Source organism: Rhodococcus sp. Leaf225 (assembly GCF_001426145.1).
Lineage (GTDB): Bacteria > Actinomycetota > Actinomycetes > Mycobacteriales > Mycobacteriaceae > Rhodococcoides.
In genome coordinates this window covers 805,953-825,124 of the sequence record NZ_LMRN01000009.1, presented here as the reverse complement: position 1 = coordinate 825,124, position 19,172 = coordinate 805,953, and the positions used below count along the sequence as shown (strand labels likewise).

Below are 19,172 nucleotides of genomic sequence, written 5' to 3'. Positions count from 1 at the left end.
CTCCTGATTATCGCTTGTTCTTGCCGGTGCGGCGGCGGCGGACGATGAGCTGATCGCTCGGCTTGTTCTTGCGGGTACGGCCTTCCGGCTGTCCCCACGGGCTGACCGGGTGGCGACCACCGGAGGTCTTGCCCTCGCCACCACCGTGCGGGTGGTCGACCGGGTTCATGACGACACCACGGACGGTCGGGCGCTTGCCCTTCCAGCGCATACGGCCGGCCTTGCCCCAGTTGATGTTGGACTGTTCGGCGTTGCCCACCTCGCCGACGGTGGCGCGGCAGCGCACGTCGACTCGACGGATCTCACCGGACGGCATACGCAGCGTGGCGTAGGCGCCTTCCTTACCGAGGAGCTGAGCACCGGCACCGGCGGAGCGAACCATCTTGGCGCCGCCACCCGGACGAAGCTCCACCGCGTGGATGGTGGTACCCGTCGGGATGTTGCGGAGCGGGAGGTTGTTGCCGGGCTTGATGTCGGCCGTGGCACCCGACTCGATGGGCGAACCCTGCGAGATGCCCTTCGGCGCGATGATGTAGCGCTTCTCACCGTCTGCGAAGTGCAGCAGCGCGATGTTGGCGGTGCGGTTGGGGTCGTACTCGATGTGAGCGACCTTGGCCGGCACGCCGTCCTTGTCGTTGCGGCGGAAGTCGATGAGCCGGTAGGCGCGCTTGTGACCGCCACCCTTGTGACGGGTGGTGATGCGGCCGTGTGCGTTGCGGCCACCGCGGCCGTGCAGCGGGCGGATGAGCGACTTCTCCGGTGTCGAGCGCGTGATCTCCGCGAAATCGGAGACACTCGCGCCACGACGACCGGGAGTGGTCGGCTTGTACTTACGAATTGCCATGTTTGTCTCGTCCCTTGATCCTCGAGGACCCTCTGAGCTCCGGCCGCTTACGCGACCGGGCCTCCGAAGATCTCGATGGGCTTGCTGTCGGCCGAGAGGGTCACGAGCGCGCGCTTGGTGCTCTTACGCGTGCCGTAGCCGAATCGGGTCCGCTTGCGCTTGCCCTGCCGGTTGGCGGTGTTCACGCTGGTCACAGTCACGCCGAAGACCTTCTCGACAGCGATCTTGATCTGCGTCTTGTTCGAGTCGGGGTGCACGATGAACGTGTAGGTCCCCTGCTCGATGAGCCCGTACGACTTCTCCGAGATGACCGGGGCCAGCAGGATGTCGCGGGGATCGGCAATGGTGCTCACTTGTCCTCCTCCTGTGAATCCGTTGCTGCCTTGGCCGGTCCTGCGATGAACGTGTTCAGTGCCTCGACACTGAAGATCACGTCGTCTGCCTCGAGGACGTCGTAGGTGTTGAGCTGATCGGGCGCAATGGGGTGAACGCCGTCGAGGTTCTGGACGGACTTCCATGCGGCCAGGTCTGCGCGGCCGATGACCAGCAGAACCTTCTTGCGATCGGTGAGCTCCGCGAGGAACGTGCGAGCACCCTTGGTGGAGGGCACCTGTCCCGCGACGAGCTCGGTGATCACGTGGATGCGCTCGCTGCGCGCCCGGTCGGAGAGGGCACCGCGGAGAGCTGCAGCGATCATCTTCTTGGGGGTGCGCTGGCTGTAGTCGCGCGGCTGCGGGCCGTGGACGGTGCCACCGCCGACGAACTGCGGTGCGCGGGTCGAGCCCTGACGTGCGCGGCCGGTGCCCTTCTGGCGGTACGGCTTCTTGCCGCCACCGCGGACCTCGCCACGCGTCTTCGTCGAGTGAGTTCCCTGACGTGCAGCAGCGAGCTGCGCGACGACGACCTGGTGCATCAGCGCGATGTTCGCGGTGCGATCGAAGATCTCGGCGGGGAGATCGACGGTGCCGTTGGTCTTGCCACCGAGCTCCTTGACGTCGAGCGTCAGGTTGGCTTCGGTCTTCTTCTCGAGACTGGTCATGCTCGCGCACCACCCTTCACTGCGCTCTTGACGATCACGACGCCGCCCTTGCGGCCCGGGATCGCACCCTTGATCAGCAGCAGACCGTTCTCGGCATCGACCTTGTGCACCGAGAGGTTCTGCGTGGTGATGCGGTCACTACCCATGCGGCCCGACATGCGCATGCCCTTGAAGACACGGCCGGGGGTCGCGCAGCCACCGATGGAACCGGGGCGGCGGTGGACAGCCTGCGCACCGTGGCTCGCGCCCTGGCCCTTGAAGCCGTGGCGCTTCATCGTTCCCGCGAAGCCCTTGCCCTTGCTGACTCCGGTGACGTCGACGAAAGCGCCGTCCTCGAACTCGGCTGCGGTGAGCTCCTGGCCGATCTCGTAGCCTGCGGCGTCGGCGACGCGCAGCTCCGCGAGATGGCGGCGAGGCGTGACGCCTGCCTTGGCGAACTGGCCGGTGACCGGCTTGTTCACCTTGCGGGGATCGATGGCACCGAAGGCGACCTGGACGGCGCTGTAGCCGTCGCGCTCCTCGGTACGGATCGCGGTCACGACGTTCGGGTCAGCCTTCACGACGGTGACCGGGACGACGCGGTTGTTCTCGTCGAAGACCTGGGTCATGCCGAGCTTGGTGCCCAGAATGCCCTTGGCCGGACGCTTGATGTTGTCAGTCATGGTTGTCTCCGCGCTCACTGAATGTTGACGTCGACGCTTGCCGGCAGGTCGATGCGCATGAGCGCGTCGACCGTCTTCGGCGTCGGGTCGAGAATGTCGATGAGTCGCTTGTGCGTGCGCATCTCGAAGTGCTCGCGAGAGTCCTTGTACTTGTGCGGCGAACGGATGACGCAGTACACGTTCTTCTCGGTGGGCAACGGCACAGGTCCGACCACGCGTGCCCCGGTGCGGGTCACGGTCTCGACGATCTTGCGCGCGGACGCGTCGATCGCCTCGTGGTCGTAGGCCTTGAGCCTGATGCGGATCTTTTGTCCCGCCACGCTTATGTCCTCTTCCTTGCCCTGGTTAACCGTTGGTCAGGTCTCTCGTCTCCGGATGTCGATCCGGAGAACCCGGCAGTGTGCTGACCCGACGCCGGCATGAAGCCGAGCGCGAGGCGCATCCATGAGGACGAACGTGGCGGACTCTCGCATCCACGCACACGCGTGGCCAGGAGGAATCCGTTGCCGCTGTTCATCTGTCATGGTTCTCCGGTCCACGCGGTCGGGCGTGTCGCATTCCCGCACATGATTCTCCCTCGGCCCGAACTCGACCGGCGGGAGAACGCGGACCGGATGCGCCCATCGTGCCGGCGCAATCACTGCATGTCGTTCTCGTCGCATACCTCGACCGCGAGATCACGTCGCAACACGCACGACAGAGATCACCTCGGTCAAGGCAACCCGAACAGTATGACCCACGCCGGGGGTCGAGTTCAAATCGAGGCGGTAGCGCGGCCGGATCGCACGGTCGATCGCGCGATCGCAGCGATCCGCGCAGGTGGTACCCATCCGCGCGTGATGCAACCAGCGCGGACGACCGGTGGGCGCGCGGATCGACCGCGCCCGAACATCTTACCGCCGAGTAAGGTGCAGCCATGGCAACGGTCACCAGCACGTACGCGCTCTGGCAGCGACTCCCCGGCGGGATCACCCGCTCCCTGGCGTTCTCCGCGGGAATGTGTGTCCGCGTGCCCTTCTTCGCCACGGTCCTCCCCCGCGTACGGGAGCTCGCCCCCGGGCGGTGCGTGGTCTCCGGGCCCACGTGGTTCGGAGTGCACAACCACCTGGGCACCTTCCACGCCATCGCGGCCTGCAATCTGGCCGAGGTGGCGATGGGGATGCTCGCCGAGGCGACGATCCCAACCACCCACCGGTGGATCCCCAAGGGCATGAACGTCCAGTACCTGGCCCCCGGCAGATCCGGGCTCACCGCCACCGCGCTACTCGACGATCGGCCGGACTGGGAATCGGTGACCAGCGGCGTGGAACTCGTGATCCCGGTCAGCCTGCGCGACGCCGGCGGCACCGAGGTCGTCCACGCCGACATCACCGTGTGGGTCAGCCCGCGGTGACTTCCGACCGGCCTCCGGCCTGCCCGCGGTGACTTCCGACCGGCCTCCGGCCTGCCCGCGGTGACATCCGACCGGCCTCCGGCCTGCCCGCGGTGACATCCGGTGCTCTGCTGTCGGTCAGCTCCCGGGAGGTGCTTCCGACAGCGCTGCCGGCCGGAACTCCTGGCGACTGACGAGCCGGCGCACCGAGAAGCGCCGCGTGGTCGGATCGTATGCGCGGTAGGGGAACCAGAAGACCGCGTGCGAGAGCCACGTCACAGGCGCGACCAGCCATCGGAGTTGCCAGTTCGACTTCCCGTGGACGTCGAAACTGGTGACACCCGCCTTCACGAACGACGTGTAGGCGAACGGGGGTGTGAGTGCGCGCCGCGGCGACACAGCGGCCCACATCTCCGTCGGCTGAACGATGGTGTAGCCGGCCTCGTTCAGGCACAGCGCGAAATCGATGTCCTCGTGCACGTCGGCGCGAGAAGTCAGCTTGTCCTGCACCGCGTTCCACGCTTCGAGCCGCACTGCCATGTTCGCACCGTGCATGTTGTCGATCTTCATGCTGTTGCCGAGCAACTTCCGCTTCACCAGAAAATCGACGAGAAGCTTCTTCGAGCGGTCGAACGGCGAGTCGTACGGGGCGCTCAACCCCGTGATGCCGCCCAGGTCGATGTCGGGATCCGCGTCGTCGAACGTGGCGCGAACCGCGCTCGCCCACCCCGGCGCGATCCGCGTGTCGGCATCGATGCGGCCGACGATCGCAGACGTCGCTTCCCGGAAGCCGGTGTTACGCGAGTAGAACAGCCCTTTGCGCGGCTCGTGCACGAGCCTGACCTTCGGCTCGCGGGTGACGTAGTTCCCGACGATCTCGACAGTCCTGTCGGTCGAGCCGTTGTCCACGACGATGACCTCGGCGAACTCGTCGATCTGCGCCAGAACGTGATCGAGGCAGGCACCGATGTAGTCCTCCTCGTTCAGGACGGGGACGACCAGTGAGATGTCACTTGCTGCGGACCGCATCTATTGCTCCTCATCACGACACCAGGACACATCCTCGGACAGAATGCCAGCAAGAACCTCGGGATGCATCTCGTCGCCCCTCCCCGACCGTCGAACAAAGGTCACAACCCGAGGGACGACGCCACCATGGGCCATGAATCGTGGAGGTCGTCCTGCCAGTACGCCCAGGAATGGGTTCCTCTGTCACGGAAGGCCACCGTCGCCGGAATGCCCAGCTCGGCCAGTCTCGATGCGAACGTTCGCGTGCAGGAGTCGGTGATCGCCTCGATCCCGCCCCCCACCACGACTCTGTTGACCAGTGCTCGCACGTCTCCCGCGATGCGTGCGCTGTCCAACGACTCGTCGAAGCCCGGCAGCCCGTTGCCTGTGGACAGATACAGCGGAGTACCGCGCAGCTTCTCGGCGTTGAGCAGCGCGTCGTTCGCGATCCACTCGGGGCCGCCCGCGGGGCCCCACATGTTCTCGGTGTCTCCTCCGCCGCGAGCCTCGACGACGAGCGTCACCCACGCCCGACCGAGATCATCGGACGTGCCGGCGCAGCCACTGAACGACGCGACGGACGAGTAGAAGCCCGGCCGGTCGGCCGCCAGCATCAGCACAGCGCTCGCCGCCATGGAGATGCCGCCGATGGCCTGGGTTCCGGTGGTACCGAGAGACGCGTCGATCACAGGAGGGAGTTCCTGCGTCAGGAAGGTCTCCCACTTGTTGCGACCCAGTTCCGGATCGTCCGCGACCCAGTCCGTGTAGTAGCTGTAGGCGCCGCCCACAGGGATGACGACGTTGACGTTCTTGTCGGCGAAGAAGGGTTCGACGTCCGCTTGATCCGGCCAGTTGCTCGACGGATCCTCGCCGCCGCTGGCCCCGTTCAGCAGGTAGTAGGTGGGCCGCGGAGCCGACGTGTCCGCGGGACGGAACACCTGCAGCGGCACGGATCGACCCATGGACGGTGAGTACACGGTCACGAGGTACCGCAGCCCCCCGACATGGTCGACGCTCTCGACGCGGGCCCCCGAGGTGCCGACCACTCCGGCTATCGGCGCCGTCGATTCCGCCGCCGCGGCCACCGGCGCGACCAGCCATCCGCTCAACAGGGCCGTCACGATCGCGATCGGCACGAGCAGACGCCCCGTGCGGACCGCGTCGCGGACGCGTCGTCGTGGTGTTGTCATGCGCAGGGGGCCCTCTCGTCACAGCCGTGTCCACAGCCACAGATCGCCCTCACTGTAAGGCACCGCCGGTCGTACCCGAGACACGTTCCAGAACTCGCCTCACCAGCGACGACAGTCCGAACCGGACGCCAATTCCTTCCTTCCGAAACCTTCTCGAGGTATGCTTTGGGCATCTAAACCTGCATCAGGTCGGGGAGACTGAGGGGGCGATCATGTCGAGAGACCACCAGAAGCGAGTCGTGGGCGAGCCCATGTCGGCGCGCGATGCCGTGAACTACTTCTTCGAGTCGGACCGCACCCCGGGCACCATCGTGCACGGGGTGGTCGTCGACGCCGGGCGATCGTCCCGGTCGGTCCGCACCCACGCCGACGCGGTCGATTTCGCCGCCGGGATCCTGGACACCCACCCGCTGTTCACCCGCCGTCTCCAGACGGTGACCGGCCACCTCGCCTTCCCGCACTGGGTCGATTGCGCCGTCGACGTCGGCGACCACGTCTTCGTGCACCCGGCACCGGCAGTGGGTGGCCACGAGTTCCTCTGCCGGCGCGTCATCGACGCCTCGCGCACACCGATGAACTTCGAGGTCCCGGCCTGGCAACTACACTTCGTCACCGGCCTTCGCGGTGTCACCGGCGTTCCGGACGGCGGGACCGTGCTGCTGGTGAAGCTGCACCACAGTGCGATCGACGGCATGGGCACCGCGGCTCTCGTCCATCGCCTCCTCGCACCGGCAGGCTCGGACACGTCGACGTATGCGGACGACCAGTTCCGGAGGACTCGGTCCACCGTCCCCACGATCGGCTCGGCACTGCGGGCTCTCCCGAGGGATGCGGCCCGGCTCATCGGCGCGGTGGGGACGAGCGTGGTGGCCACTCGGCGACCGGGCTCTCCGGCCCGCCCGGCCGGGCACAAGTACCCGGCCACCCGATTCAACAGGAACACACCGCCCGACATGACGTTCGGACTCACGTGGTTCGACCTCGATCGGGTCCGTGCCGTGAAGGCCCGTGTACCCGGGGCGACCGTCAACGACGTCGTGATGACCATGGTGTCTCTGGCGGTGTCGTCGTATCTGGGCGACGAGATGCCGCGGGACACCCTCGGTGCATCGTTCCCGGTGAACATCAGGGCCATTGCGGAGGACGAGACTGCCAATCGCCTGTCGATCGCGGTAGCGGATCTCGCGACGGACGTTCGAGACCCGATGGCCCGCCTGCAGGCGATCTCGACAGCGACAGCGTCCAGCAAGGCGGAGTTGGTCGCGCGCACCCGCGACCTCCCGACACACCCGGTCTTCTCGGCGCCCGCACCATTGTTGGCCGGGTTGGCAGCCGTGATGCCGCGCCGGCCGGCGCGTCCCGACACCACGCCGACGAACCTGATGGTGTCCAACATCCCCTACGGCCCGGATCCCATGGAGTTGCTCGGTGCGCCCGTGGTCGGTGTCTTCGCACCTCTTCCCGTCGTCGAAGGCGTGCAACTCGCGCACGTGGTGGTCTCCAGTGGTCGTCGGATGTGCCTGACCGCGGTGTCGCACCGGGACCTCATGCCGGACGTGAGCAGGTACATCGCCTGTCTCGACGACGCGCTGGACCAGCTCTTTCGCGCGTCGACGGGTCGGAATCTGGCAGCGGTCTGAATCGGGCGGTCGGGCGAGACCGCCCGGCCCACAGTCGTACGGTTACCGCGCCGGGAGACGGGAGTCTCACCCTCGGTGAGTAACATCGGGCGGGGTTTGCGGGATGTTCAGGGAAAGGACCACTCGCGCGGACGGTTCTTCGAGGCTTCTCACAGTTGCTTCGCCCGACGACAGTGGAGACCCATGCCTACAGATGACACAGCCGTACTCGTCGAGGACGTTCACAAGTCCTTCGGTTCGGTTGACGCACTGCAAGGCGTCGATTTCAGTGTCGAGGCCGGCACCATCCTGGGCATCCTGGGCCCGAACGGGGCCGGAAAGACCACCACCGTCAAGGTGCTGGCGACACTCATCAAGCCGGATCGTGGGCGCGCGATCGTGGCCGGACACGATGTCGCGCGCGATCCGGCGGCGGTTCGTCGCTCCATTCTGATGACCGGTCAGTACGCGGCCATCGACGACGCCCTGACCGGTCGCGAGAACCTCGTGCTGTTCGGACGACTGATGGGCCTGACGAAGAAGGCGGCGCGCGTACGTGCGGAGAATCTCCTGCACGACTTCGACCTGCTCGAAGCGGGCGACCGTCCCGTGCGTACCTACTCGGGCGGAATGCGGCGTCGGATCGACATCGCGTGCGGACTCGTGGTCCGTCCGAAGGTCGTGTTCCTCGACGAACCCACGACGGGTCTGGATCCGCGAAGCCGCAAAGCAGTGTGGTCCCTCGTCGCGTCGCTCCGCGAGCAGGGCATCACGACTCTGCTGACGACGCAGTATCTGGAAGAAGCCGACGTGCTGAGCGACAGCATCATCGTGATCGACAGCGGCCGTGTCATCGCGAACGGCACAGCGGACGAACTGAAGTCCATGACCGGCGGCAACCAGTGCCACATCGTGCCGCTGGACCCAGCGGACCTGCGTCGCGCAGCCGACGTCCTCGCCGGAATGCTGCCACCGGGTTTCAGCCGCGAGGATCTCGAGGCCGACAGTCTCACCATTCCCGCACCGAATGGTCCTTCCACCCTCACCGAAGCCCTGAAGCGGCTCGACGCGGCCGGAATCGAGTTGTCCGACATCGGCTTACGTCGTCCGTCGCTCGACGATGTGTTCCTCAGCCTCACCGGCCGGCCCAGCGAGGTGGAAGCGTCACCCGGCACGCGTTCCGAGGTTCCCACCGCTGCGAGTGACGTGTCGTGACCGTGGAACTACGCGAGACCTCACCGGCGCGCAGGAGGCATCGAGCACCGGAACCCACCGCGTTCAAACAGTGGTCCAGCCTGTCCGGACGCGCTCTCAGTTCGATGGTGCGATCCGGTGGCTTGCTCATCGCCATCATCGCGCCGGCCGTCTACACCGTCGGCTTCTACCTACCGCTCCGGCTGGTGATGCAGTTCCAGGGACTCGACTACGCGCAGTTCCTCATGCCGATCATCTGCCTGCAGGCGATGGCGTTCACCGCCATCTCCGCCGCGCAACGCTCCGCTGTCGAAGGTCAGTCGGGCATGACGTCCCGCCTGCAGACCATGCCGGTCACGCCGTGGGTTCCGCTGCTCGCGCGCACTACCGCGAATTTTCTGCACGCGGCACTTTCGCTGGTGGCGGCGCTCGTCTACGGATCCCTCATCGGCTTCCGATTCCAGGCCGGAGTCGACGACGCGATCGTCTTCATACTGTTCGCGCTGCTCGTCGGAGCGGCGCTCACCACGGGTGGCGACGCCATCGGCTCGTTGTCCCGATCGCCGGAAGCCACGAGCCAGGCGCTGACCCTCCCCCAGCTCATCCTCGGGATGCTGTCCTCCGGTTTCGTGCCGGAGACCGGTTTCCCCGAGTGGATCCGCCCGTTCGTGCGTAACCAGCCGATCTCGTTGTTCTCGAAGGCCATGCGCGACATGGCAGAAGGCGGCGTCAATGCGACCACGCTCTGGCCGGCCGTGGCATGGGCCGTCGGTCTGATGGCCGTTCTCGCACCGTTGGCCGTGTGGGCGAGTACCAGGCGGTCATGATGGCACCCGACGCATCGACGAGCGATGCCCTCGACCTCCGGATCCTTCCCGAGCCGGATCGCGTCCTGAAAGAGACGAGCCCCGTCGCGCTGTGGTCACAGAGCGCACTGCATTGCGGCCGGCTTCTGAGGCGGTGGGGGCGAGACCCCCTCACCATCATCCAAGCCGTCGTGTACCCCGTTCTGTTCCTCCTGATGTTGCGCACGGTGCTCGGTAATTCCGTGTCGTCCGCGACGGGCGAGGACAGCATCTTCGGCAGTGTCCCCTTGATCGCGATGGTGGCCGCGATGTCGGGATCACTCGCGAGCGCGATCGGCCTCCGCCGCGAGAAAGCCGCCGGCCTCGTCTCGCGGTTCCAGACGTTGCCCGTTCACCGCGCCGCCGGACTTCTCGGGCGCCTGATGGCGGAGACCGCGCGCATCGTGGTCACGACGACTCTCATCATCGCGGTCGGCTTCCTCCTCGGCTACCGCTTCGACCAGGGTCCCGTGGCAGGAATCATCGCGATGGCCGTACCCCTCGCCTTCGGGCTGGGCTTCGCGGTGTTCGTCACCTCCGCGGCGATCGTCACCACCACCTTCCCCATCGTCGAGGTCGTCGGCATGGTGTTCACGATTCTCATGTTCTTCAATTCGGGCTTCGTGCCCACTCGCGCGTACCCGACGTGGCTTCAGCCGTTCATCGAGCACAATCCCATCTCGTGCGCTGTGGACGCGATGAAGGGACTCACGCTCGGCGGTCCGGTCGCGTCGCCCTTGATCCAGGCGATGCTGTGGTCGGTCGGCCTGTTCGTGGTCTTCCTGGTTCCCGCCGTGCGCGGTTACCGCAGCGCAGCCGCGGCGTCCTGACCGGTCCGCCGCGATCGGCCGCTCGACCTGGCGGCGGCCGGGTCCGGCGTCACCGCCGCAGAGCGTCGGCGGAGACGACCCGGACTGTGCCGTCCTGTCGGGTCTGCACCTCGGACGAGTCCTGGACCACCACCAGCTCGAGGTCGTCCAGTTCCTCATCGACCAGGGCACTTCTCTGCGCAGCCGACACTACCGCGTGGGTGACCCATTCCTCCGCGAGCCCATGGGTCGGATCGTCGGCGACGTCGGCACCGACCACCGTCGCCCCCACACTCGCGGCCGCGACGACGGCGAGAACGTAGAGAGCGAGCGGAGCATCGGCGTCCACGAACACTCGCGAGTCGTAGTCGAGCGCGAGAACGTTCTCGGCGAGAGCACTCGCGAGCTCGCCGTAGCTGGTCACCACCCCGTCCGAAGTGACGACGGCATCGCGGACGGCAGGCGCAGTCACTCGATCACTCGACGTCACAGGACCTGACGGTCCGTCGTACGCGACGCGGTCCGTGAGGACGACCGCGTCGCCCGACGTCGTCCACGTCGCCCCGACCTTGACCAGAGCCCACGCGGCGCACAGGCGACCCACCGGGTCGGACACCTCGACGCTCACGAGGTCACCGGGTGCGACACCACGGAGCAGCAACCACCTCGCCATCCGGTTGGACAGCGCATCGATCTCCGCGTAGCTCGACTCCCGCTCGCCGTGTGCGTAGGCAGGGGCGCCGGGATCCGCTTCGACAGATCGAGCGACGAGGACCCGTACAGGGACGTCGACCCCGTGCGCGACCGTGTCGCGTGCGGGCGCGGCGACGTCGTCCGCTCGCTGATCGGGCGGGGCGATCGCGATGGAGGCGACCGCACGTCCCGGATCGGCGATCATGTCCTCGAGGACGGACGAGAACGACGCCAGGATCATGCGAGCCGTGTCCACGTCGAAGATGTCCGTCGCGTACAGCAGGTCGACGCCGATCGGGTCCTGGCTCCGCCGTCCGGGCGAATCGTGGACGGTCAGGGTCAGATCGAATTGTGCCGGTTCGAAGGGGTTCTCGAGCCGGTCCACGTGCAGTCCGTCGAGGTCGATCTCCCAGTGTTCGGTGTTCTGGTACGCCAGCGCGACCCGGAAGAGACCGGACCCGCGTTGTGCGCCCACAGCGCCCACCACGGAGTCGAAGGGAACGTCCGCGTGCGCGAATGCCGACAGTGCGACACCGCGGGCATCGTCCACGAGGTCGACGATCGACATGTTCTCGTCTATCCGCAGTCGGAGGGCCAGCGTGTTCACGAGCATCCCGACCATGGGATCGAGTTCGGCACTACCCCGTCCGGCGACTGCGGTTCCGATCGTCACGTCGGCGGCTCCGCTGATTCTCGACAGAGCTACTGCGAGAGCGGCATGGACGACCATGAACGGCGTCGCGCGGCGTTCCCGCGCCAACTCTCGGACACCCTCGAACGTGGCGGGGGCGATCTCCGCCCTGACCGACGCTCCCACCCCCGACGCGGCGGACGGCCGGGGACGGTCCTGCGGAAGGGACAGCTCGCCGCCGAGGCCGGCCAGCGTGGTCGTCCAGTACTCCATCTGACGAGCCATGGTCGACTCGGGATCGGTTGCGTCACCGAGCATGTCACGGTGCCAGAGCGCATAGTCCGCATACTGGACGTCGAGCGGCGACCATGACGGCGGACCCGACGACGATGCTCGAGCCGCGAAGGCCGTGACCACGTCGACGGTGAGCGGCACGAGGGAGAAGCCGTCGGCAGCGATGTGGTGGATCACCACGACCAGAACGTGGTCCTCGTCGCCGAGACGCAGCAGTTCGACGCGGAGCGGGACGTCGGAGGTGACGTCGAACGGGGTCGTCGCCACCGAGGCGACGCGGGCGAGCAGATCGGACTCGGTCACCTGCATTGGTTCGAGCGTCACGGGTGTCGGGGCCAGGACGACCTGCCGACCGACTCCGTCCACCTCGGGATACACCGTTCGGAGGGTCTCGTGTCGGCGAACCGTGTCACCGACCGCTGCGCGGAGTGCGTCGACGTCCAGCGGTCCTCGCAGCCGGAGGCCGAGCGGCAAGTTGTAGACAGTCGAGCCCGGGTCGACCCGGTTCGAGATCCACAGGCGTTGCTGGGCGGGTGCAAGCGGCACCACGTCCGGACGTGGTCCCGCGTGCGGGTGTCGACGACCGGAGGAATCCACGTCGAGAACACCGGCGAGTTCCGCCACCGTCGCCGTGTCGAAGATCGCCTTCACGGGCACCCGCACACCGAGAGCAGCACCCACGCGTGCGGCCACACGGGTCGCCAGCAGTGAGTTCCCGCCGAGCGCGAAGAAGTTGTCGTACATCCCCACTCGTGCGACACCCAGAAGCTCTGCCATGACATCGGCGACGACCGTCTGTTCGCGGGTCCGGGGCGCGCGGTAGCGCGTGACCCGCGCGCGGGGATCCGGCAGAGCCTCGTGATCGAGCTCACCGCTCGCAGTGACCGGCAGGGCGTCGAGGACGACGACCACCGGCACCATGTACGCGGGAAGGGTGCGTGCAGCGTCGGCGCGCACCAGGTCGATGTCGACGGTCGCACCCACGCTGGGCACCACGTAGGCGACCAGACGATCCTCACGCACGACGGCGACGGCGCGGGCCACCCGAGACGAGGCAGTCACGGCCGCGACCACCTCTCCGAGTTCGATACGGAGTCCGCGCAGTGTGACCTGGTGGTCGGCACGCCCCGCGAATTCCAGATCGCCGCCGTGGTTCCACCGTGCCAGGTCGCCGGTGCGGTACATCCGCACGCCGTCGTGTCCCGGCAACGCCACGAAGCGGTCGGCCGTCAGCTCGGGCCTGCCGACGTAGCCGCGAGCGGAATGGACACCGGCCAGGTAGAGCTCGCCCACGACACCGTCGGGAACCGGTCGGAGTCGTCCGTCCAGGACGAGGGCGGTCGTTCCGCGCACGGGCCGACCGATCGGGACCTGGGGCGGCTCGCCGCGCCCGACGGGATGCGCAACGGCGTGCACGGTGAATTCGGTAAGGCCGTAGAGGTTGTGGACATCGATGTCGCACCGAGCACGAAAATCCTCCACCAGGGAGCGCGACAACGCTTCTCCGGAGAGGAGAACCATCCGCAGTGATCGACAGGCGTACTCGTCCGCGACCTCGACGAAGGCCGCGAACGTGGACGGGACGAACGACACGGCGGTGACGCCGTGGGCGGCGATCGCTCGCATCAGATGGTCGGGAGACCCGTCGCCCTGCGGGTCGGCGATCACCAGGGTTCCGCCGACCGCAGGTGCCACGAGCAGTTCCCAGACCGACATGTCCGAGGTGATCGCGGTTCTCGCCAGGACGACATCGCGGGCCGTCATCGAGTACGTCTCGGCGAATCGGGCGATCTGACTCCGAACGGCGGCATGCGGCACGGCCACGCCCTCCACCGTGTCCGTCGATCCGGACGTGACGAGGATGTAGGCGGTGGTCCCTCCGCGCACTCGACTGTCCAGCCGGGAGTCGGGAGCCGACACCCCCGTTTCCGACACCCCCGTCTCCGACACTTCCGCCGCGAGTGTCGACAGCGTGACGGTCGGGCGGTCGGTCGCCGCGAGCGGTCCCGTCGAGACGACCATGAGCGCGTTCGCGGTCTCGACGATCTGCGCGACAGCGGAGTCCGGTCCAGCCGGGTCGACGGGAACGTACGCGCCCCCGGCTTCCAGGATCGCGTAGATCGCCACCACCGCGTCGACTGAACGCGGCAGCGCGACGACGACGGCGGTGTCCGGAACCACGCCTCGCGCCGTGAGCGCCCGGGCCGTTCGATCGACGCGCGCCGCGAACTGCCGATAGGTGAGCGTCTCCGCGGCGTCGACGAGGACAGGTGCGTCCGGTGTCTCGGCGACCCGGGCCCAGAACTGGGCCAGAACGGACGGCGACTGCTCCCCCGTGGCCTCCGGTTCCACCGGTCCGGCGGCGCGCTCGCGTTCCGTGGCTCCGGTGAGATCGATGTCGGCCGGCGCCACGTCCGTGTCCGCCGCGATCGCACGCGCCACCGTCAGGAACCGGTCCGCCAACGAGGTGATGGTCTCTCGATCGAAGAGGTCCGTCGCGTACCCGATCGTGCCGGCGACACCGTCGGGCGCCCCCAGCGGCGTCACCGAATCGACCAGGGTGAACTGGAGGTCGAACTTCACGACGCCCGGGTCGTACTCGAGCGTCTCGAGCCGCAGGTCGGCGAGTTCGAAATGCGTCTGACCCAGGTTCTGGAAGGCCAGCACGACCTGGAAGATGGGGTGTCGCGAGCGTGATCGTGGCGGATCGATGACTTCCACGAGTCGCTCGAACGGCACGTCCGCGTGTGCGAACGCAGCAAGATCCTGCTCTCGGGTGTGAGCGAGCAGATCGGTGAACGTGCGGGTCACATCGACGCGCGTGCGGAGTGCGAGGGTGTTGACGAACATTCCGATCATGTCGTCGACCGCGGCCTCACCGCGCCCGGCGACCGGGGTCCCGACCGTGATGTCACCGGTACCCGAGTGACGGGCGAGCACGACGGCCAGGACGGAGTGCACCACCATGAACAGGGTCGTGCTGTTCGCCCGCGCCACCTCGAGGAGCTGTGCGTGCAGGTCGGCATCGATGGAGAAGCTCTCCGACGACCCGGCGTACGTCGGTTCGCTCGGTCGCGACCGGTCCAGTGGAAGCGGAAGCTCGTCGGGCATGTCCGCGAGAGCGCTGCGCCAGTAGGCCTCCTGCTGGGCGATGATCGACTGCGGGTCGTTCTCGTCGCCGAGGGTCTGGCGTTGCCAGATCGCGTAGTCGGCGTACTGCACCGTGAGAGGCGCCCACGTCGGTGCATGCCACCCGAGGCGCGCACTGTAGGCAGTCATCAGATCCCGTGCCAGCGGAGCCATCGAGGCACCGTCCGCAGAGATGTGGTGAGCGACGACCGCGAGAACGTGCGTGTCGTGCGAGACCCGGTACAGCGAAGCCGCTACCGGCACCTCCTCGGTCACGTCGAACGCACGGGACGCCAGGGCCGTGATCGCGCGCGGGAGATCACTCTCGCGGATGTCCACCGGGGTGAGGTCCGGAACGACGGACTCGGCGATCGACGCCACCTGTACCGGTCCCGTCAGCGTGTCCGGATACATCGTGCGCAACGACTCGTGCCGATCGACGACGTCGAGCATCGCGACCTGCAGTGCGGGCACATCGAGATCGCCGACCAGTCGAACCGCGAACGGAATGTTGTACGCCACGGAGGCCGGGTCGTAACGGTTCAGGAACCACATGCGCCGTTGCGCGTAGGACAACGGGGGAGCGTCCGCGAGGGAATCGGACGAGGACTCCGCTCGACGCACCAGCGCGGGCCTCGGCTCCTGCACCTCGTCGAACTGCACGCGCGCCGCGAGAGCAGCGACGGACGGCGACTCGAACAGAGTCCGCACGGTCACGGTCGTGTCGAGGGCCTTGCCCAGCCGTGCGACGGCGCGCGTCGCGATCAACGAGTTCCCTCCGAGCGCGAAGAAATCGTCGTCACGGCCCACTCGGTCGACGCCGAGAAGCTCTGCGAACACCGAGGCCACGATCTCTTCGACGGGCATGCTCGGCGCGCGGAACTCGTGCACCTCGATCACGGGCTGCGGGAGCTGCGCCCGATCGATCTTGCCCTGCACGGTCACCGGCAACGCATCGAGGATCTGCACCGAGGCGGGCACCATGTGCGAGGGCAGGTTCTGCACGGCGAAACGATGGATCTGATCGTGGTCGACGGTGTGTCCGTCCTGCAGCACGACGTAGGACGCGAGTAGGAGCACACCCGCGCTCTGGCGATGCGCGACGGTCACCGAGGAACGGACCGCGTCGTGCATGCAGAGGACCGCGTCGATCTCACCGAGTTCGACGCGTATTCCACGGATCTTGATCTGGAAATCGGATCGGCCGACGTAGACGACGGCGCCCTCGGCGTTCCACCGGACCAGGTCACCCGTCCGGTACATCCGCAGACCGGGGTCGTACGGCGATGCCACGAATCGAGAGGCTGTGGTCCCCGGGGCGCGCACGTACCCCCTCGCGACGGACGGGCCACCCAGGTAGAGCTCGCCCACGACGCCCGTCGGCACCGGCTGCAGCCACCTGTCCAGGACGACGCAGTGCGCACCGCGTATGGGCCCTCCGATGGTGATCGGCGCGTCCGGCTCGAGTGCCGGAGACAGATGGCTGATCATCGTGATCTCCGTCGGACCGTACGCGTTGTACACCCGCCGGCGTCGACGCCCGTCGCCACTCCCGTCGTCCGCCCAGCGTGCGGCGAGATCCGGCGGCAGAGCCTCGCCCGCCGTGACGATGTGTCGAACGTGGTCGAGACCGTTCGGGTCCATCGAGGCCAGCGCCGCCGGGGTGATGGTCACGTGCGAGACGTTCTTGTCGACGAGGTAGTCGAACAGATCCTCACCGCCGAAGACGTCCGCCGGCGACACGACCAACGTCGCGGAACGCCCTGCGGCGGCAAGCATCTCGAAGAGCGACGAGTCGAAACTCGGTGACGCGAGTGCCAGCACTCGCGAGTCGCGATCCACGTCGAGGCGCAGCGCGATGTCGCGAGTCAGGTTGGCGACACCGCCGTTGGTCACCACCACACCTTTGGGGAGCCCGGTGGATCCGGAGGTGTAGACGACCCAGGACGGTGTGTGCAGATGAATGTCCGATCGCCGATGCGCATCGGTGACTCGAGCCGGGGAGTACTGCGACGCCATTCTGTCGGTCTCGGCGGCGTCGACCGCGATCCAATCGACCGACCCGGGCAGATCGTGGACGCGGCCCAGATCGCTGATCCCGAGGATGGCTCCCGAATCGGACACCAGATGCTGGATGCGCGCGGCCGGCAGGGCGGGATCGATCGGGAGAAACGCGGCTCCGGTACGAGCGACCGCCCACGTACAGAGAGTCGAGTGCAGCGATCGAGGCAACGCGATGGCCACCGTCGTCTCCGGGCCGGCTCCGCGCGCGATCAACAGTCGAGCCATGCGATTGGCGGACGCGTCCAGCTGGGCGTAGGTGATCCTGCTGTGCACGGTCTCGACCGCGATCGACTGGGGCGCCGATGCGACAGCGTCGTCCAGGACGTCGACGAACCGCCTGGCCATGACGGCGGGCGCGCCGCGAGCCGGTACGAGAGCCGACCGCTCGTGCAGGTCGAGCATCTCGATGTCGAGGACGGTCCTGTCCGCGCCACCCTCGGAGAACCGTCGCAGGAAGTCGAGAAAACGTCCACGAAGATCATCGATGTGACTCTGCGCGTACAGGTTCGGGTTGGCTTCGAAGTCGATCTGCAACTCGTCGCGGTCGCCCGGCGCCGGATAGATGTTGATCGCGAGGTCCTCGACCGGACCGGTGGTGAGGACGTGATAGGACCCGCGGGTGTCACCCAGCACGATCTCGTTGTCGAAGAGCATCAAGTTCACCGTGGGTCCGAAGAGGCCCCGAGTGTTGGTGAGCTCGCCGGCGTCTCGTCTGATGTCCTCGTGCCGGTAACGCTGACGGCGCAGCGCGCCGGTGAGCTCACGCTGCACTCGGTCGACGACGTCTGCGACCGTCGCACGTGCGTCGACCGTGACCACCAACGGCACGACGTTCGAGACCATCCCTCCCGACCGACGCAGCAGTGCGCTCGTTCGGCCCGAGACCGGGAGAGACAGCACCACGTCCGACACCCCGGTCATGCGGGAGACGTAGGCGGAGAACGCGGCGATGGCGAGGGTCGCGGTACTGCTCCGGTAGGAGTCGACGGCCTTGCCGAGCGCCTCGGCGACGTCGACGGGCATGGCACCGGACGACGATCTGCACGGCACGGCGACGGGGGCGACGGAATCGACGAACGACGACCCGGTGGGGAGCGTCGAGAACTTCTCCGCCCAGTGCTCACGATCCTTCCGGAAGCGCGAGGACTCCCGGTAGGCGACGTCGTCCGCCTGGATGGCACCGAGATCGCCGGCCACGACGGCGGCCGGTTCCCGTCCCTCGATCAGGGCTGAATAGTGCGATGCCACCTGGCGGATCATGGTCATCGCGCCGAAACCGTCGAGCACGATGTGGTGGATCCGGCAGTACCAGAAGTACCGCTCGTCACCCACCCGGAGGAGTTGGGACACCACCAGACGGTCGGAGGTGATGTCGAGGGGAGAGGCGCATTCGGTCCGCATCCAGGTCAGCGCCGTCGCCACGGGATCGGGCTCGTGGCGCAGATCGACGGCGGTGACCGCGTCGGTGGTGTCCAGGTCGACCACCTGGCCGGGCACACCGTCGACCTCGACGATGCGCACGAATCCGGATCCGAACGCGCGGCCGACGTCGATCATCGCTCGCTCGAGTGCCGCGTGATCCATCGAGCCGTGGACGTCGACGTAGTGGGCGATGGACACCGGAACGTTGCCGGACAACTGTTGCGCGAACCAGATCCCGCGCTGTGCAGCAGTGAGGGGGATGACCCGAGGACCGGTGCTCGCGCCGTCCCGAGCGGGCGTGGGCGCTGAGTCGACCGAACCCACGAGCGACACCTCCTGCGACAGCCGCCGACGGCG

At 67.3% G+C, this 19,172-nt stretch carries 13 protein-coding genes; 5 read left to right on the top strand and 8 right to left on the bottom strand.

What is annotated here, in order from left to right:
• Positions 1-7: 7 nt before the first annotated feature.
• From rplB to rpsJ, 5 genes are read right to left on the bottom strand one after another with little or no spacing between them, the layout of a single operon-like run.
• Positions 8-844: a 50S ribosomal protein L2 gene (rplB, locus tag ASG69_RS08190; RefSeq protein WP_027504649.1), complete on the bottom strand. Its 837-nt coding sequence runs from the start codon at positions 842-844 to the stop codon at positions 8-10.
• A gap of 47 nt (positions 845-891) precedes the next feature.
• A complete protein-coding gene (gene rplW, locus ASG69_RS08185; protein ID WP_027504648.1) occupies positions 892-1,197 on the bottom strand; it encodes a 50S ribosomal protein L23 in 306 nt (101 codons plus the stop codon).
• On the bottom strand, positions 1,194-1,883 hold the full coding sequence (gene rplD / locus ASG69_RS08180) for a 50S ribosomal protein L4 (protein WP_027504647.1): 690 nt from the start codon (positions 1,881-1,883) through the stop codon (positions 1,194-1,196). The genes rplW and rplD overlap by 4 nt, the downstream gene beginning before the upstream one ends.
• The gene (gene rplC, locus ASG69_RS08175) at positions 1,880-2,545 is read right to left on the bottom strand and encodes a 50S ribosomal protein L3 (RefSeq protein WP_027504646.1); all 666 of its coding nucleotides are present in this window, start codon (positions 2,543-2,545) and stop codon (positions 1,880-1,882) included. The genes rplD and rplC overlap by 4 nt, the downstream gene beginning before the upstream one ends.
• Positions 2,546-2,559: 14 nt before the next feature.
• Entirely contained in the window at positions 2,560-2,865 is a 306-nt protein-coding gene (gene rpsJ / locus ASG69_RS08170; protein WP_003938093.1) for a 30S ribosomal protein S10, read from the bottom strand.
• A gap of 596 nt (positions 2,866-3,461) precedes the next feature.
• Here rpsJ and ASG69_RS08165 point away from each other — a divergent pair.
• The gene (locus ASG69_RS08165) at positions 3,462-3,938 is read left to right on the top strand and encodes a hotdog fold domain-containing protein (protein ID WP_027504645.1); all 477 of its coding nucleotides are present in this window, start codon (positions 3,462-3,464) and stop codon (positions 3,936-3,938) included.
• A 117-nt stretch (positions 3,939-4,055) separates the two neighbouring features.
• Here ASG69_RS08165 and ASG69_RS08160 read toward each other — a convergent pair whose 3' ends face one another.
• Together ASG69_RS08160 and ASG69_RS08155 are read right to left on the bottom strand one after the other, a co-directional pair.
• The gene (locus ASG69_RS08160) at positions 4,056-4,946 is read right to left on the bottom strand and encodes a glycosyltransferase family 2 protein (RefSeq protein ID WP_056441836.1); all 891 of its coding nucleotides are present in this window, start codon (positions 4,944-4,946) and stop codon (positions 4,056-4,058) included.
• Between the two features lie 101 nt (positions 4,947-5,047).
• On the bottom strand, positions 5,048-6,115 hold the full coding sequence (locus ASG69_RS08155) for an alpha/beta hydrolase (RefSeq protein ID WP_056441833.1): 1,068 nt from the start codon (positions 6,113-6,115) through the stop codon (positions 5,048-5,050).
• 212 nt (positions 6,116-6,327) lie between these two features.
• Between ASG69_RS08155 and ASG69_RS08150 the strand changes: the two genes are divergently transcribed.
• From ASG69_RS08150 to ASG69_RS08135, 4 genes are all read left to right on the top strand, one after another.
• Positions 6,328-7,755, top strand: coding sequence for a wax ester/triacylglycerol synthase domain-containing protein (locus ASG69_RS08150; RefSeq protein ID WP_082544323.1), 1,428 nt, complete (start codon positions 6,328-6,330; stop codon positions 7,753-7,755).
• A gap of 183 nt (positions 7,756-7,938) precedes the next feature.
• Positions 7,939-8,949 (top strand): daunorubicin/doxorubicin resistance ABC transporter ATP-binding protein DrrA, encoded by a 1,011-nt coding sequence (locus tag ASG69_RS08145; RefSeq protein ID WP_056441827.1) that lies wholly within the window; start codon positions 7,939-7,941, stop codon positions 8,947-8,949.
• The gene (locus tag ASG69_RS08140) at positions 8,946-9,755 is read left to right on the top strand and encodes an ABC transporter permease (RefSeq protein WP_056441824.1); all 810 of its coding nucleotides are present in this window, start codon (positions 8,946-8,948) and stop codon (positions 9,753-9,755) included. The genes ASG69_RS08145 and ASG69_RS08140 overlap by 4 nt, the downstream gene beginning before the upstream one ends.
• A complete protein-coding gene (locus ASG69_RS08135) occupies positions 9,731-10,603 on the top strand; it encodes an ABC transporter permease (RefSeq protein ID WP_235578881.1) in 873 nt (290 codons plus the stop codon). The genes ASG69_RS08140 and ASG69_RS08135 overlap by 25 nt, the downstream gene beginning before the upstream one ends.
• 49 nt (positions 10,604-10,652) lie before the next feature.
• Here the strand turns inward: ASG69_RS08135 and ASG69_RS08130 are convergent, their stop codons facing one another.
• Complete coding sequence (locus ASG69_RS08130; protein ID WP_162246743.1) at positions 10,653-19,139, bottom strand: non-ribosomal peptide synthetase; 8,487 nt, start codon at positions 19,137-19,139, stop codon at positions 10,653-10,655.
• Positions 19,140-19,172: the final 33 nt, after the last annotated feature.